16 protein-coding genes and 1 pseudogene are annotated in these 16,028 nt (G+C 52.6%); 9 read left to right on the top strand and 8 right to left on the bottom strand.

Annotated features, from left to right (window positions below):
• Window positions 1-32: 32 nt before the first annotated feature.
• From cheY to flhE, 5 genes and pseudogenes are all read left to right on the top strand, one after another.
• On the top strand, window positions 33-422 hold the full coding sequence (cheY, locus tag KQP84_RS11135; protein ID WP_215846584.1) for a chemotaxis response regulator CheY: 390 nt from the start codon (window positions 33-35) through the stop codon (window positions 420-422).
• Between the two features lie 9 nt (window positions 423-431).
• On the top strand, window positions 432-1,073 hold the full coding sequence (gene cheZ / locus KQP84_RS11140) for a protein phosphatase CheZ (RefSeq protein ID WP_215846585.1): 642 nt from the start codon (window positions 432-434) through the stop codon (window positions 1,071-1,073).
• A gap of 212 nt (window positions 1,074-1,285) precedes the next feature.
• Window positions 1,286-2,432, top strand: a pseudogene (gene flhB, locus KQP84_RS11145) (flagellar biosynthesis protein FlhB).
• Window positions 2,425-4,524, top strand: coding sequence for a flagellar biosynthesis protein FlhA (gene flhA, locus KQP84_RS11150; protein WP_215846586.1), 2,100 nt, complete (start codon window positions 2,425-2,427; stop codon window positions 4,522-4,524). Before flhB ends, flhA begins: the two are co-directional and overlap by 8 nt.
• A complete protein-coding gene (gene flhE, locus KQP84_RS11155; protein ID WP_215846587.1) occupies window positions 4,524-4,916 on the top strand; it encodes a flagellar protein FlhE in 393 nt (130 codons plus the stop codon). Before flhA ends, flhE begins: the two co-directional genes overlap by 1 nt.
• 50 nt (window positions 4,917-4,966) lie before the next feature.
• Here the strand turns inward: flhE and argS are convergent, their stop codons facing one another.
• Window positions 4,967-6,697: an arginine--tRNA ligase gene (argS, locus tag KQP84_RS11160; protein WP_215848261.1), complete on the bottom strand. Its 1,731-nt coding sequence runs from the start codon at window positions 6,695-6,697 to the stop codon at window positions 4,967-4,969.
• 186 nt (window positions 6,698-6,883) lie between these two features.
• Complete coding sequence (locus KQP84_RS25775) at window positions 6,884-7,006, bottom strand: hypothetical protein (RefSeq protein WP_256449270.1); 123 nt, start codon at window positions 7,004-7,006, stop codon at window positions 6,884-6,886.
• A gap of 314 nt (window positions 7,007-7,320) precedes the next feature.
• Between KQP84_RS25775 and KQP84_RS11165 the strand changes: the two genes are divergently transcribed.
• Entirely contained in the window at window positions 7,321-7,881 is a 561-nt protein-coding gene (locus KQP84_RS11165) for a VOC family protein (protein WP_215846588.1), read from the top strand.
• Here the strand turns inward: KQP84_RS11165 and KQP84_RS11170 are convergent.
• Window positions 7,878-9,023 carry a MalY/PatB family protein gene (locus tag KQP84_RS11170; protein WP_215846589.1) on the bottom strand — a complete coding sequence of 382 codons (1,146 nt, stop codon included), beginning with the start codon at window positions 9,021-9,023 and terminating at the stop codon, window positions 7,878-7,880. The two genes, KQP84_RS11165 and KQP84_RS11170, sit on opposite strands and share 4 nt — an antisense overlap.
• A gap of 86 nt (window positions 9,024-9,109) precedes the next feature.
• On the opposite strand from KQP84_RS11170, the gene cutC reads away from it, so the two are divergent.
• Window positions 9,110-9,862 (top strand): copper homeostasis protein CutC, encoded by a 753-nt coding sequence (gene cutC / locus KQP84_RS11175; protein WP_215846590.1) that lies wholly within the window; start codon window positions 9,110-9,112, stop codon window positions 9,860-9,862.
• Between the two features lie 167 nt (window positions 9,863-10,029).
• On the top strand, window positions 10,030-10,881 hold the full coding sequence (locus KQP84_RS11180) for a hypothetical protein (RefSeq protein ID WP_215846591.1): 852 nt from the start codon (window positions 10,030-10,032) through the stop codon (window positions 10,879-10,881).
• Window positions 10,882-10,908: 27 nt separating this feature from the next.
• Here KQP84_RS11180 and KQP84_RS11185 read toward each other — a convergent pair whose 3' ends face one another.
• On the bottom strand, window positions 10,909-12,006 hold the full coding sequence (locus KQP84_RS11185; protein WP_215846592.1) for a glycerol dehydrogenase: 1,098 nt from the start codon (window positions 12,004-12,006) through the stop codon (window positions 10,909-10,911).
• Between the two features lie 169 nt (window positions 12,007-12,175).
• Here KQP84_RS11185 and KQP84_RS11190 point away from each other — a divergent pair, with 169 nt between their 5' ends.
• Window positions 12,176-12,799, top strand: coding sequence for a LysE family translocator (locus tag KQP84_RS11190; RefSeq protein WP_215846593.1), 624 nt, complete (start codon window positions 12,176-12,178; stop codon window positions 12,797-12,799).
• A gap of 18 nt (window positions 12,800-12,817) precedes the next feature.
• Here KQP84_RS11190 and cmoB read toward each other — a convergent pair whose 3' ends face one another.
• The 4 genes from cmoB to KQP84_RS11210 form a co-directional block, all read right to left on the bottom strand.
• A complete protein-coding gene (gene cmoB / locus KQP84_RS11195) occupies window positions 12,818-13,786 on the bottom strand; it encodes a tRNA 5-methoxyuridine(34)/uridine 5-oxyacetic acid(34) synthase CmoB (RefSeq protein ID WP_215846594.1) in 969 nt (322 codons plus the stop codon).
• Window positions 13,783-14,511 (bottom strand): carboxy-S-adenosyl-L-methionine synthase CmoA, encoded by a 729-nt coding sequence (gene cmoA / locus KQP84_RS11200; protein WP_215846595.1) that lies wholly within the window; start codon window positions 14,509-14,511, stop codon window positions 13,783-13,785. The genes cmoB and cmoA overlap by 4 nt, the downstream gene beginning before the upstream one ends.
• An 82-nt stretch (window positions 14,512-14,593) precedes the next feature.
• On the bottom strand, window positions 14,594-14,989 hold the full coding sequence (locus tag KQP84_RS11205) for an MAPEG family protein (protein ID WP_215846596.1): 396 nt from the start codon (window positions 14,987-14,989) through the stop codon (window positions 14,594-14,596).
• A gap of 68 nt (window positions 14,990-15,057) precedes the next feature.
• Window positions 15,058-15,879: a DUF72 domain-containing protein gene (locus KQP84_RS11210; RefSeq protein ID WP_215846597.1), complete on the bottom strand. Its 822-nt coding sequence runs from the start codon at window positions 15,877-15,879 to the stop codon at window positions 15,058-15,060.
• Between the last annotated feature and the right edge of the window lie 149 nt (window positions 15,880-16,028).

Genomic DNA, 16,028 nt, shown 5'->3' on the forward strand with positions numbered 1-16,028 from the left:
GTCCTGCCGGGCGAGATAACACAGGAGTAGATATGGCTGATAAAAACATGCGCTTTTTAGTGGTAGACGACTTCAACACGATGCGTCGTATTGTGCGTAACCTGCTAAAAGAGCTGGGCTTTAATAACGTAGAAGAAGCAGAAGATGGCGTTGATGCGCTGGCTAAACTGCGTGCAGGTGGCTTTGACTTTGTCATCTCCGACTGGAACATGCCGAATATGGATGGTCTGCAACTGTTGCAAACTATCCGTGCAGATGCAGCGATGAGCAGCCTGCCAGTTTTGATGGTCACCGCGGAAGCGAAGAAAGAGAACATCATTGCTGCCGCGCAGGCCGGTGCCAGCGGCTATGTCGTTAAGCCGTTCACGGCGGCGACGCTTGAAGAGAAATTGGGCAAGATTTTCGAAAAACTGGGCCTGTAAGGAGATGTGATGAGCGACCTTCCGAAATCAACTGAGGATGCCTCGGCACACGACATTATTAGCCGCATTGGCTCGCTCACGCGTATGTTGCGTGAAAGTCTGCGCGAGCTGGGGCTTGATCAAGCCATTGCCGAAGCCGCCGAAGCAATTCCTGATGCCCGCGATCGTCTGGACTATGTGGTTCAAATGACGGCGCAGGCCGCTGACCGTGCGTTAAACTGCGTGGAAGCGGCACAACCGCATCAGGACAAAATGGAAGCCGGCGCAACCCAGCTGAAAGGGCGTTGGGATGCATGGTTTGAAAACCCAATCGAACTGGCCGATGCACGTGAGTTGGTGACGGATACGCGCGAATACCTCGGTGCCGTGCCAGGTCACACGTCCTTTACCAACAAGCAGCTGCTCGAAATCATGATGGCGCAGGATTTCCAGGACCTTACCGGTCAGGTAATCAAGCGCATGATGGATGTGATTCAGGAAATTGAGCGCCAGTTATTAATGGTGCTGCTGGAAAACATGCCTGAAGTCAGCGCCGAGAAGCGTCAGGAAGGCACCAGCCTGCTGAACGGTCCGCAGATTCACTCCGATGCACCGGGCGTGGTCGCGAACCAGGATCAGGTTGATGATTTACTGGATAGCTTAGGCTTTTGATTTTGCTAATGGTGTTTTACCTCCCAGTGTGGCGTTAAGTCGTTCAGGCTTAACGTCACACCGGCAGTTAGAAAGGTCCGCTTAACGGCGGACTTTCATTACATCTCTTTTCCATCCGCAAAAGAACAGCGCTTTTGCGCGTCTTATCCCCGCTTTAACCAAACTCAAATTTGGCATCCTATGCTCAGAATTCCACTCCACCGAGGTTTTTCGTGGCTGATAGCGACGAGGACAAAACAGAATCGCCCTCGCCCCACCGACTTGAGAAAGCGCGTGAGGAAGGTGATATTCCGCGTTCGCGCGAGCTGACGTCACTGTTAATGCTGCTGGCTGGCATCATGATCCTGTGGATGGGCGGCAACATGATGGCGCATCGATTAGCGGGCATGGTGGCTGCGGGTCTCCATTTTGACCATGGTATGGTGACGGATGACAAAATCATCATTGCCCATATCAGTAGCCTGATCGGCCAGGCGATTCTGGCGCTGCTGCCTTTAATGGGGGTTTGGTGTTAGTGGCGATTGCTTCTCCGATGCTGCTTGGCGGTATCGTCTTCAGCGGCAAGTCGATCAAAGTTGATTTCACCAAGCTCAATCCGTTGCCAGGTTTTAAGCGCATGTTTGCCGCGCAGGCCTGGACTGAACTGTTTAAAGGGATTTTGAAAACCATCCTGGTGGGGTCGGTAGGCGTTTGGTACATCTTGTCACACTGGCCGGAAATGCTGCGTTTAATCAGCGAGTCGCCAACCAGCGCGCTGATTCACGGCATGGATATGATTGCGGTGTGCTGTGCATTAGTGATCCTTGGGCTGGTGCCGATGGTGGGTTATGACGTTTTTTGGCAGCTCTACAGCTATTACAAAAAACTGCGTATGTCTCGCCAGGAAATTCGCGATGAACACAAACAACAAGAGGGCGATCCGCACGTTAAAGGGCGTATTCGTCAGCAAATGCGCGCCGCTGCGCGCCGTCGCATGATGGCTGATGTGCCAAAAGCCGACGTCATCGTGACTAACCCAACGCACTATTCTGTGGCGCTGCAATATAACGAGAAAAAATGAGTGCGCCGAAAGTCGTCGCAAAAGGCGCAGGGGAAATTGCTTTGAGAATTCGTGAACTGGGGGCTGAACATCGCATCCCGGTTTTGGAGGCACCGCCGCTGGCGCGTGCGTTGTATCGTCATACTGAAATTGGTCAACACATTCCCGGCGCGCTGTATGCGGCGGTGGCGGAAGTGCTGGCGTGGGTTTGGCAGTTGCGTCGCTGGAAACGCGAAGGCGGCCTCATCCCAACCAAACCAAAAGATCTGCCGGTTCCGGTAGATATGGACTTTGCAGGAGAGAACAGAAACGATGGCTAATCTGGCCGCAAAATTGCGTTTACCGGGAAACTTTAAAGATATGCAATGGCAGGTATTAGCCGGTCCGGTGCTGATCCTGATGATTTTGTCGATGATGGTGTTGCCTCTGCCACCGTTCATCCTCGACCTGTTGTTTACCTTTAATATCGCGCTCTCCATCATGGTGCTGCTGGTGGCGATGTTTACCCAGCGCACGCTGGAGTTCGCGGCGTTCCCTACCATTCTGCTGTTCTCCACCTTACTGCGATTGGCGCTGAACGTCGCCTCAACCCGTATCATCCTGATGGAAGGGCATACCGGCGGGGCGGCAGCGGGCCGGGTGGTGGAAGCGTTTGGCCACTTCCTGGTGGGCGGTAACTTCGCCATCGGTATCGTGGTCTTCATCATTTTGGTGATCATTAACTTTATGGTTATCACCAAAGGTGCGGGCCGTATCGCCGAAGTGGGCGCGCGCTTCGTGCTTGACGGGATGCCCGGCAAGCAGATGGCGATTGATGCCGACCTCAACGCGGGTTTGATTGGTGAAGAGGAAGCCAAACGCCGTCGTATGGAAGTGACGCAAGAAGCGGACTTCTATGGTTCGATGGACGGTGCCAGTAAGTTTGTGCGTGGTGATGCTATCGCGGGCATCATGATCATGGTGATTAACGTGATCGGCGGCCTGTTGGTGGGTGTGGTGCAGCATGGTATGGATGTCGGTCATGCGGGTGAAACGTACACGCTGTTAACTATCGGTGACGGCCTGGTTGCACAGATCCCCGCACTGGTCATTTCAACGGCAGCGGGTGTTATCGTAACGCGTGTAGCGACCGATCAGGATGTTGGCGAGCAGATGGTTGGCCAACTGTTCAAGGATCCCCGGGTATTAATGCTGAGTGGCGGCGTCATCGGTCTGCTTGGTCTGGTGCCGGGTATGCCAAATCTGGTGTTCCTGATGTTTACCGCTGCGCTGTTAGGTCTGGCGTGGTGGTTACGCGGACGTGAAATGCAGCCGAAGAAAAGTGCCGAGGCGACCAACAGCATCAATAAAACCCAGAATACCCCGGCAACCGCAGCGACTGCGGAAGCGTCCTGGACTGACGTACAACTGGAGGACACGCTGGGCATGGAAGTGGGTTATCGCCTGATTCCGATGGTCGATCACCTGCAAAATGGCGAGCTGTTAGGCCGTATCCGCAGTATTCGTAAAAAAGTGGCGCAGGATGTTGGCTTCTTGCCGCCGGTGGTGCATATCCGTGACAACATGGAACTGCCGCCTGCGCGCTACCGTATTCTGATGAAAGGTGTGGAAATTGGCAGCGGTGATGCTTATCCAGGACGTTGGATGGCGATTAACCCAGGCACGGCGGCAGGGACTTTGCCGGGCGAAGCCACGGTGGATCCCGCCTTTGGTCTGGCAGCAATCTGGATTGACAGTGCGCTGAAAGAGCAGGCGCAGATTCAGGGCTTTACCGTAGTTGAAGCCAGTACCGTGGTCGCTACGCATCTGAATCATCTGATTGGTCAATACGCCAGCGAGCTTTTTGGTCGTCAGGAAGCGCAGCAGTTGTTGGATCGCGTGACGCAAGAGATGCCGAAACTCACTGAAGATTTAGTGCCAGGCGTGATCTCCCTGACCACGATGCACAAAGTACTGCAAAACTTGCTGATAGAACGTGTATCGATTCGCGATATGCGCACCATTATTGAAACGCTGGCGGAACATGCGCCGATTCAGAACGATCCACAAGAACTCACCAGTGTCGTACGCGTAGCCTTGGGCCGCGCGATTACGCAACAGTGGTTCCCGGGTAATGATGAAGTGCAGGTTATTGGTCTGGACGCTACGTTAGAGCGCTTGTTATTACAGGCGTTACAAGGCGGTGGTGGACTTGAACCGGGCCTTGCCGATCGCCTGTTAAGCCAGGCGCAAGATGCATTGCAACGCCAGGAGATGCTGGGCGCGCCGCCAGTATTGTTGGTGAATCATCCGCTACGTGCGTTGCTGGCGCGCTTCCTGCGCCGCAATCTGCCGCAACTGGTGGTGCTGTCAAACATGGAGCTGAGCGACAACCGCCAAATTCGCATGACGGCGACCATTGGAGGCAAATAATGAAACGCTGGCTGTGGCTGCTGTGCATGTTACCGCTTTGTTCCCAGGCTGCGGGCGGCGCATGGCACGCGAGCGCTAATGGCCCGCTGTTGGCGAATCGAGGCGGCTGGCAACGTTCGCAGCCCTTACTGCCGCCGAAAAATACAGACGGTTATATCGACGTTGTGAACTGGCGTTATCAACTCAGCAAACCTGCGCCAGCGGGACTGGAAGTGAAGCTGTGCGCAGCGCAGCGCTGCACTTCGCTTGACGGAGGCAGCGGCAGCACTCGCGGCCTGGCGCATCTGTCGGCAGACGAAACCTTGCATATGGTATTTGGTTTTGCCGGTACGGGACGTTTGCCGCCGGGCTTGCGCGTGGTGAGCAGTGAAGTGATGGTGAACTACCGCTAAGACGCGGTGAAATGCATAAAAAACCCCGCCGAAGCGGGGTTTTTTTGTGTTTACATACGTTCGACGGTTTGGATACCCAAGGTATCGAGACCTTGCTGCAAGGTTTTAGCAGTAAGCGCCGCAAGCTGCAAACGGCTCAGGCGGGTACGTTCTTCTTCCGCGCTGAGAATGGGGCAATGCTCATAGAAGCCAGAGAAGAGACCCGCGAGGTCATACAGATAAGCACACATCACATGCGGCGTACCATCACGCGCGACTTGGGTGATCACTTCTTCGAACTGCAACAAGCGGGTCGCCAGCAGCGCTTCGCGATCTTCAGTGATAAACAGATCGGCATCCAGCGTTTCTGCATCGATACCCGCTTTGCGGAAGACCGACAGCACGCGAGTGTAGGCATACAGCAAGTACGGGGCAGTATTGCCTTCAAAGGCCAGCATGTTATCCCAGTCGAAGATGTAATCCGTGGTACGGCTTTTCGACAGGTCAGCGTATTTCACGGCGCCAATACCGACGATTTCCGCCAGCTGTTTCACCTCTTCTTCACGCATCTCAGGATTTTTCTCACGCACCAGCGTGTAAGCACGCTGATAAGCTTCATCCAGCAGATCGGCGAGTTTAATGGTGCCGCCGCTACGCGTTTTGAAAGGACGTCCATCTTTACCTAACATCATGCCAAACGCATGGTGCTCAAGCGGCACATTCTCCGGGACATAACCCGCTTTACGCACGATAGTCCAGGCTTGCAGCAGATGCTGATGCTGACGAGAATCGATGTAATACAGCACACGATCGGCATGCAGTGTTTCATAACGGTATTTGGCACAGGCAATATCGGTAGTGGTGTAAAGGTATCCGCCATCCTTTTTCTGGATGATAACGCCCATGGGATCGCCTTCTTTGTTCTGGAACTCGTCCAGAAACACCACGGTTGCGCCTTCGCTTTCGACGGCTAAGCCTTTGTCTTTCAGATCGCTGACGATGCCTGGCAGCATATCGTTGTAGAGGCTTTCACCCATGACATCTTTACGGCTCAGCGTCACGTTCAGACGGTCATAAATTTTCTGGTTCTGACTCATGGTGATGTCGACCAGCTTCTTCCACATCTCACGGCAATAGGCGTCGCCACCTTGCAGTTTTACCACGTAACCGCGTGCGCGCTCGGCAAACGCAGGATCTTCGTCATAGGTACGTTTCGCTTCACGATAAAACTCTTCCAGATCTGCCAGCGCCATTTCTGCATGATCTTCGTTCTGCTGCTTCTCAAGAAAGGCGATCAGCATGCCGAACTGCGTTCCCCAGTCGCCAACGTGATTAGCACGAATCACGTTATGTCCCAGAAACTCCAGAGTGCGTACGGCGGCATCACCGATGATGGTGGAGCGCACGTGACCAACGTGCATCTCTTTCGCGACATTGGGCGCAGAGTAATCGATCACGATAGTTTGAGGTTCAGCCAGCGTCACGCCTAAACGAGGCAAACGCAGCGCTTGCTTAGCGTTTTCAGCCAGCCATTGACGGTCAAGGAAAATATTGATGAAGCCCGGTCCGGCAATCTCAACTTTGCTGGCGATGCCTGTCAGATCAAGATTCTGCAACACGGTCTCAGCTAATTGTCGCGGCGCTTGTCCCAGTTTTTTCGCCACGGCCATAATGCCGTTTGCCTGATAATCACCAAACTGAACCTTGGCTGACTGACGAACCTGAGGTTCGCAATCGGCGGGCGCGCCGGCTAAAACCATTGCCTGACTGACTTTTGCGGAAAGAAGTGCCTGAATATTCACCGAGTTACCTTCATATGCTGAAAAACGCTCGTCTGAACGATGACGAGCCGTCATCATCATCTTGCCTGGCGTTAATGACCCAGACAAAACGGAAAAAAATGAGGGGGAAAGTATACGTGAATTGTCTGTGGGCGTCAGCAGTTGGATAAAGCAGGGAAACAGAGCCTAAAATGTTTCCCGCTTGATTTAACGACGGCGCAGATGGCGGCGAGGATTTTTAACACTTTTGTCTTCACGCACCTTCCAATGGCGGGAAATAGCAAATCCCATCAGTGCGATTAGGACTGCGACAACAATTAGCATGGTCATTGAGCTATTCCTTTGAGTTGTGTTAGGTCAAATTTATAAGAAAGACCGCATGGCTGCAATTGTTCTCTGCCCAAATAAGACTTATCTCATTGTATTAAAGAAGCTGATACAAAACATGTAGTTAAGGTGTTTTCATCCAGAAACTGCTGGACCTAAAGAGAGGATAAATCCGAATTAAAAGGTCTGTTTATATCCTTTTGCGGCAATTTACGCGTCAAATCGGATGAATCCTACGCTTTTGGTGTTCCTAACTCAGCGCTGACAGCATGTTATATTGATAAGAAATATTGCATTATTTAAGGAGATTTTACGCAGTGAAGAGCACTTTTCCCCCACAATTAGACGATTTAAAGGCAGATTTAGTGCGATTCGAGAAATCGTTAGAGAGTTTTTCTGAACGCTTAGGTCTCTCATTAGGCGATCTCGAATCTGATCACATTGCTGTTCGTTGTCACCAAAACGCAACGGCAGAGCGCTGGAAGCAGGGTTTTTTACAAATTGGCTGCCAGTTTTCTGAAGCGATGATCAACGGCCGGCCGATTTGCCTGTTTAAGTTACATCAGCCCATTGAGGTCGCTGGCTGGCAACTCGACGTGATTGAACTGCCTTGGCCAGGTGAAAAACGCTACCGTCATGAAGGTTGGGAACATGTTGAAATCGTCCTGCGCGGCGAACCTGAAACGCTGGGCATGCGAGCGATGGCGCTGTTATCAGATGACGCGCTAACGCAGCCGGGCATCTCATTTAAAACCAGTTCGCCGAAAGGAGAAAATGAGCGTTTGCCCAACCCGACCTTAGCGGTAACAGATGGGCAAACCACAATAAAGTTTCATCCGTGGCGACTGGAAGAGATTGTCGCCAGCGAGGCAGATTAAACGCGGGCGTTGACGGCTTTGCCCAGCCGCACGACCGCTTCTTCCAGCAGCGCACGGGTGCAGCCAAAATTCAGCCGTACAAACTTATCATCGCCAAAGTCACGACCTGGTGAAAAGCCAAGTCCATATTTTTCAAAATAGAGCGCCGGGCTGGCGACGTTGAGCGCGCTGGCATCGATCCAACCCAAATAGGTGGCTTCGGGTGATGTCATCGTCAGGCCCGGCAGCGCATTGACCTGCTCGACCAGCCAGTCGCGATTACGCCGTAAATAGACGAGTTGTGCTTCTAACCACGCATCGCCGTCCCGCCACGCGGCTTCGGCAGCAACCAGCGACAGAATATCCACGGAAGGGACAATGCCCTGACGCACGCGATTGAAGCGGGCACGTAATTCAGCATTAGGAATGATCGCCAGTGAAGCGCCCAATCCGGCGATGTTGAAGGTTTTTGAGGGGGAAATAAGCGTAATGCTGCGCTGCGCGGCATCTTCACTGAGTGAGGCGAAAGGAATGTGCTGCACGCCCGGTTCCAGCAATAAATCGCAGTGAATTTCATCGGTGCAAACAATCAAATCATGTTGCTGAGCAAAAGCAAGCTGCGCTTCCAGTTCATCACGACGATAGACCGTTCCGCCAGGATTCTGTGGGTTACACAGCATCAGTAATTTCTCTTTGCCACTCATCTGCTGGTTGGCGGCATCAATGTCCATGACCCAACGATGCTCATTAAGCACTAACGGCAGATTCAGCTGGCCGCGTTCAGCGAGTTTGGCAGCACCGCGAAAGGGCGGATAAATGGGCGTTGGCGCAACAGTGATTTCATCGGCTGCGGTAAACGCGCGAACCGAAATATTTAACCCGCTGACGACGCCCGGTAATGGAACGATCCATGCCGGATCGACGTGCCACTGATAGCGCGAGGCGAAGCGCTGAACGGCAATATCAATCAAACCGTTTGGCTTATCGCCATAGCCAAAAATTCCATGTTCAACGCGGGCTTTGATCGCATCGATAATGCACTCGGGCGAACGGAAATCAGTATCAGCTACCCACAATGGCAGAATGTCCTGGTCCGCATATTTGTGCCATTTAAGGCTATCGCTGTGACGACGGTCTATCCGTTGGTCAAAATTGAATGCCATAGTTACCTTTCCGCGTAAAATCATTCCAGCAGTCAGACTAACCGATGAACTTGGTTCGAACCAGACGTCATGTAAAGGAGAAGAGAATGACCAAACTGGAAATTTGTTGTTACGGCGTGGATTGCGCAATGACCGCGCAGCAGGCTGGAGCCGATCGCGTTGAGCTGTGCGCAGCGCCGCGTGAAGGGGGATTAACACCCTCGGCTGGGACGCTGGAAGCAGCCCGACGCGAACTTTCGATTCCGGTTCATCCGATTGTCAGGCCGCGCGGTGGCGATTTTTGCTATACCGCCCGCGAATTTGAAGTAATGAAATCGGATGTGGCGTTGATCCGTGAATTGGGCTTTCCGGGGCTGGTGGTGGGAATGCTGGATGAAGATGCCCACATCAACCATGCGCAAATGCGGCAAATCATGGCGCTGTGCGACGGCGTTTCAGTGACATTCCATCGTGCATTTGACCTGTGCCATAGTCCTAAACGTGCACTGAAGGAGTTGACCGATCTCGGCGTCGCGCGCATTCTGACTTCAGGCCAGCAGCAAAGCGCGGAAAACGGAATTGCATTGTTGAAGGAACTAAATGATCTCAGTGAAGGTCCTATTATCATGGCAGGTGCAGGCGTTCGCCTGAGTAACCTACAGAAGTTTCTCGATATGGGCATTCGTGAAGTTCACAGCTCGGCCAGCCACCTTGTGGTATCGCCGATGCGTTACCGAAAAGCCGGTGTTTCAATGTGTTCTGAAGCCGAAACCGATGAGTTCAGTCGCTATTGCGTAGATAGTGATGTGGTGGAAGCCATGAGAAGTGTGATGCAGATGAACAGCGTTCGGGTCGCCTGAATCACCCCAGATTTTGCCGCGCAGCACGCCGATCATTGACGTGATGTTTGCAAGTACCAAACCCCAGCACGCTTGCTGGGGTATTTTTTGCCTGCTATTTACGCTTTTTCCCGCCGATAAACGCCGTTGCGATTACACTTAACGTACTGTTGTCTGGGACTTACATCATGAAAAGCTTCCTGATCTCTGCCGTATCCTTGTTAGCGGCTGCGTTGAGCAGTCCACTTTTTGCGGCCAGCAATTGCGGACCACAAAGCGGCGTCATTGCCAGCAGCAATAACTGGATTATGTTAGGCGGCAGTGCGAAAGGTGCAGTGCGGCAGGTCATCGCCGGAGAATTTGGCAAAGATGTAAACTCGCAAAAACGCGTGCTCGGTCAGTTTGATCCCTGCGGCGATTTGATGGTTGCCGATGTCAGCTATGACAAGAATGAGCGCAACGTGATTCTCAGCATGGAGCAACATATTGCTCGGGTACAAGGCGGTTGGGTTGCAGAGTATGCCTATTTGGTCAAGGTGCTGAAGGAAGGCAAAGAAGTGGTGGTCGACAATCGTCAGGGCACCATCAACTGGCAAATGGGCAAAAACGGTAACATTGTCAGCTCCTCAGACAAATTCATCAGCATGGGACAAAACGGTTTCACTGACACCACGTATCGCTACGACGCACAGTATCGGCTGGAAAAAAGCGTGGCGCGCGGCACCGATGAAATGACCAACGGTGAAAACCATTATCGCTGGAATCCGCAAGGTTTAGTGGTAAGCGCCAGTTCATCGCGCAGCAAAGATACCTATACCTACGATCAGCAATTCCGTGAGTTGCGCCTTAATGGCACTGCCAGCACACCGGTCAGTACAATCCGTTCGGTAGATGAGTGTCAATTGTGGGACGAAGTGGGAAACTGCACACTGAGTTACCTGCACGAAACCGAAATTTTCGATAAAGGCACGATTGAGCGACACCTTAGCTCAGCATACAAATATCAGTATTGGGATAATCCGGCAGCGTCAGAAGAATAGGGCGATCCACCGATCGCCCTGAACAGATTAGTTAACTGTTTTACTAAACGCGTCCAACGCCACAATCGCATTAGCGATATCTTCTGGCGAGAGATTAGGGTTGAGGTTTTTCAGCGTGTCGCCGTCACTGTTGGCTAGCGCACCGATTTTAACTAAATTCTCCCAACTCTCGTTTTCCAGATGCAACGCTTTCAACGTGGTAGGCATATTGATGGAGCGATAGAAGCGAATATAGCGGGCAATCTCTTCATCCGGGCGCTGTTCTAATACCATTTGCGTTAACGTGCCGTAAGCGACTTTCTCGCCGTGTGTGAGGTGATGAATCTCGCCGTCGATGGCCGTAAAGCCGTTGTGGATCGCATGGGCACCCGCCAGTCCACCATTTTCAAATCCTAAACCGGAAAGCAGCGTGTTAGCTTCCACTACCGCTTCCACCGCAGGGGTAACACGTTTTTCACTGACGGCGGTATAGGCACTGAAACCCCATTTCAGCAGCGTTTCTTCACAGGCACGCGCAATCGCCAAACCGGCAATGGTGGGATCGCCGTTGACCATTGATTTCGCATGTGAGCGGGCCACGGCTTGTGCTTCGACCCAGGTTGCCAAACCATCGGCAATACCTGAAGCAAACAGTCGCGCAGGCGCATTGGCGCACACGGCGGTATCGACCAACACCAAATCAGGGTTTTTGTTGTAAAAGCGATAGCTTTCAAACACGCCGCTGTCGGAATAGATCACTGAAAGGGCGCTACAAGGCGCATCGGTTGAGGCGATCGTCGGCACAATCACCACCGGCTGCTTCAATTCGTCAGCAATGGCTTTCACCGTATCCAGCGTTTTACCGCCGCCAAGGCCAACAATCACGTTACAGCCCTGCGCTTTGGCTAATTCGCTCAGGCGGTTAATTTCGTTGCTAGAGGCTTCGCCATTGAACTGTTGCCAGACGAAGTCAATATTGGCGGTTTTCAGCGCCTGTTGTGCACGCTCACCAATCAATTTCCAGACGATATCATCCGCGACCAGAAAAGCATGATTGCCCAACTCAGCGATGTAAGGACCCAGTTCGTCCAACACACCAGCGCCTTGCACATATTTACGGGGTGAAGAGAAGATAAATTTACTCATGATCACAACTCCTTGATATGAAAATAGAAGGCCGATAACAGCCTGGCACAAAATGCGTTCGCTGCTTCAGTACTAGCTGGGGTAATGAAAATACGTCTCATTTATTACGTTAAGGTTACACCAGCCACCGATCTTGCTATGTTGTGCTGAATCAATCAGGACGCTATACATGACCACGACTTTGATCTCTTTTCTGTTCGCCATTACGATTTTGACGCTAACACCAGGATTCGACACCGCGTTGGTACTGCGATCTGCTGCGGCGCAGGGATGGAAGCGTGCCAGCGTGACGGCATTGGGCGTGACGTTAGGCTGTTTGCTTTGGGGTGTGGCGGTGGGATTAGGATTGGGCGCGCTGCTGCTGGCCTCTGAAATAGCCTACAATTTGCTGAAATGGCTGGGCGCAGCGTATCTGCTCTATCTGGGATTGAAGCTGCTGTTTAACCCTCGTAGCCAACCTGAAGACGTTAAAAGCAGCGATTCCGCACAGCAGCGTTATCTCACCTGCTTTAGCCGTGGATTGCTCGGTAATCTGCTCAACCCCAAAGTGGGTGTTTTCTACGTGACCTTTTTGCCGCAATTTATTCCTGCTGGCGCGTCGGTGGCGTTATGGTGCACGTTGATGGCGCTGGCGCATATGCTGTTGGGCTTGGTGTGGAACGCGGTGCTGATAGGGGGCAGTCACTATTTTGCCCGCCACTTGCGTCAGCCCCGCATCTTAAAAATAATGGATCGTTTGACGGGATGCGTGTTTATTGGATTTGCGGCGAAGCTGGCCTTTTCTCGTCGGTAACAGCCTCGCCGGTAAAGATTACGGCTTGGTGGCGACTAACACGGCACGCAGCGGAGCGGGATAACCTTCAACCGTTTTGCCTGGATCGTTGGGATCCAGGAACTCGGCCAGCGATTCGCTGATCATCCAATCGGTGCGGCGCTGTTCATCGGTGGACGTTACCGCATAATCTACGATACGCACATCAACGAAGCCGCTTTTTTCTAGCCAGCTTTTCAACGCTTCGGCAGACGGAATAAAGAACACATTACGCATCTGCGCATAACGTTCGCCTGGCACCAGCACCTGATTCACGTCGCCCTCGATCACCAGCGTTTCCAACACCAGTTCACCACCGCTCACCAGCTGATTTTTCAGCTGAAGCAGGTGATCCAGCGGCGAACGGCGATGATAGAGCACGCCCATGGAAAATACGGTATCAAAGGCTTGTAAAGCGGGCAGTTGTTCAATGCCGATGGGCAGCAGATGTGCACGCCGATCGTCATTCAGCAGTTTTCGTACCGCCTCGAACTGGCACAAAAACAACTGCATGGGATCGATGCCCACCACAAAATGTGCGCCTGCACCGATCATGCGCCACATGTGATAACCGCTGCCGCAGCCCACATCCAGAACCGTACGACCGGCTAACGAGGAGATGTGCGGTAACACCCGTTCCCATTTCCAGTCAGAACGCCATTCCGTATTAATTTCAGTGCCATACAACGAATAGGGGCCTTTGCGCCACGGCATCAGGTTGCGCAGCAATTTCTCAATGCCTTGACGATGACGATCGCTGATGTCGTCGCGATCCGCGCTCACGCTGTGCAATAAATCCAGACGTTGCGGCTCAAGCAGCGGTAAGTATTCCAGTGACTTATACCAGTCGCGGAAGTGCCCATGCAGGTTTTCACGTTGCCAGGTGCTGATTTGCCCAGGCAAGACTTCAAGCCATTGGGCGAGCGGGCCGACGGCAATTTGCTGATAAAAACGGCCAAAATCGATCATTTCAACGCCACCAACGAACCAAAATTAAAACACTGGAACCACAGCTCAGCATGCGAAAAGCCCGCCGCTTTCAGACGTGCTTTATGTGCTTCCACACTGTCAGTCAGCATCACGTTTTCTAACATGCTGCGTTTTTGGCTGATCTCCAGCTCGCTGTAGCCGTTAGCGCGTTTGAAATCGTGATGCATGTTGAACAGCAGTTCTCCCACTTCCGCATCTTCAAAGCTGAACTTCTCAGAGACCACTAACGCACCGCCCGGATTCAGACCTTGCCAGATCTTCTTCAGCAGCGCTAAGCGCGCTGGCGGTTCAAGGAATTGCAGCGTGAAGTTAAGCACCACCATTGAGGCGTTGGTAATCTCGATATCGCGGATATCGGCTTCCAGCACCGTGACCGGTGTGTCAGCGCGAAACGCATCAAGATGGCGACGGCAGCGCTCGACCATTGCCGGCGAGTTGTCCACGGCAATAATGGTACAGCCCGGCACGTGAATATTGCGGCGCACCGATAAGGTCGCCGCGCCTAACGAACAGCCAAGGTCATAAACCTGGCTATCGGGCTGAACGAAGCGTTCTGCCAGCATGCCAATCATCGAAATGATGTTGGAGTAGCCGGGCACCGAGCGCTGAATCATGTCGGGAAAGACTTCAGCCACGCGCTCGTCAAAGGTCCAGTCGCCCAGTTTATCGATGGGCGCGGAAAATAGCGTATCGCGGTCAGACATAACGAAAAATCCGAAGAGAGGACGGAAAGGGCGCTATTCTGGCAGAAACTGCCGCAGGCTGCACCCGTTAAGCCTGCACCGTTTAATGTAGCGTCAACACCAATTCCCACGGCAGGTAAATCAGGTTGAAAATGGTCATGCCACACAGGGCAAAAAGCGTGAACATCATGCCATATTTACGTCCTTTCATGACGCTGTGACGTAAACCGTAAGCGTGAAGTAAGCGACCCATGAAAAACAGCAGTGCAGTCAGATGAATCATCCAGATGTCCGCGCCGTTCATTTCCATGACGATCAGCAGCAGCAATGCAAGCGGAATGGTTTCGATGGCATTTCCATGAATGCGTATCGCCATTTTCAAATCGTAAACGCCGCCATCACCATAAGCCACGCGATATTGCCGGCGGTGGCGCACCACATCCAGCGTAAACTTCATCACTAACAAGGCACCTAACACCACATACAACGCGCTAACCATTAAAACTCCAGAAATCGTGCTAAGGCAGCCATTCTAGCCAGCCAGGCGTTCACTGTCCCGCTGAATACTTAAAACAGTGAATCCTGTTGCGGCCAGTCGGGCCCGCTACCGATGCTGGGATCTAACTGCTGTAACTGCGGCCAAAGCGCTTGTATCAGCGGAAAAACCTCCCCCATATCGGGGGTGTGTAGAAAGAGCAGGGGATCGCTGTTTTGCTGCCATTCCGCCAGTTTATTCAGCCAAATTTGAAACAGCGGTACGCTCTCTTCCACACTGTCGCTGCCGATAAACCGCACCATCGGCTGTGATCCCGTGCGCAGTGCATGGGGCGGAACGCGCGGTTTTTGCTGGCGCGCATGCAGTGCAGCGGGATGTTGCGAGGTTGAAGCATGCACCGGTCGGCTGTCGAGGATGACGCGATTAACACCACGTTCCAGCAGCCCGCTATTTAATCTGCGTTCCGCTTCCCCTTTGGCAAAGAATTCAGGATGTCGAACCTCAACGCCATAAGAGAAACGGCGCGGCAAGCTGTCCAGAAACTGCCACAGTTGGTCGAGTTGTTGCGGTGAAAAGCGGGCGGGCAACTGCAACCAATATTGCCCGATGCGATCGGCAAGAGGATCGAGCAGACGCAAAAATTCCTCGAGCAAATCATCGCTGTGCTGTAACGCGGCCTGATGACTAATGGTGGCAGGGAATTTGAAGCAGAAGCGGAATTCATCATGTGTCATGTCGCGCCAGCGCAATACCGTTTCAGCATTCGGTAACGCGTAAAGCGTGGTGTTACCCTCAACACAGTGAAAGAGGCGTGCATAATCCGCCAGGTTCTCAATTCCCCAACGTTTCCAGTGCGAATGCTGCCATTGCGGCAGGCCGATACGAAGCGTCACGCCATTTCTCCTGGCTCAAAGTCGATGACAAATTATCCTTTATAGTAGCCAGTAGGTGCAAACAGGCGAAATGCAGTAATGAAATGCCCGCTTTGGCGCGGCTCTACTTATCCTGTTTGCCTTTTTCCATTATAATGACCGCCTTTTTT

This window comes from Candidatus Pantoea bituminis (assembly GCF_018842675.1).
GTDB classification, from domain to species: domain Bacteria; phylum Pseudomonadota; class Gammaproteobacteria; order Enterobacterales; family Enterobacteriaceae; genus Pantoea; species Pantoea phytostimulans.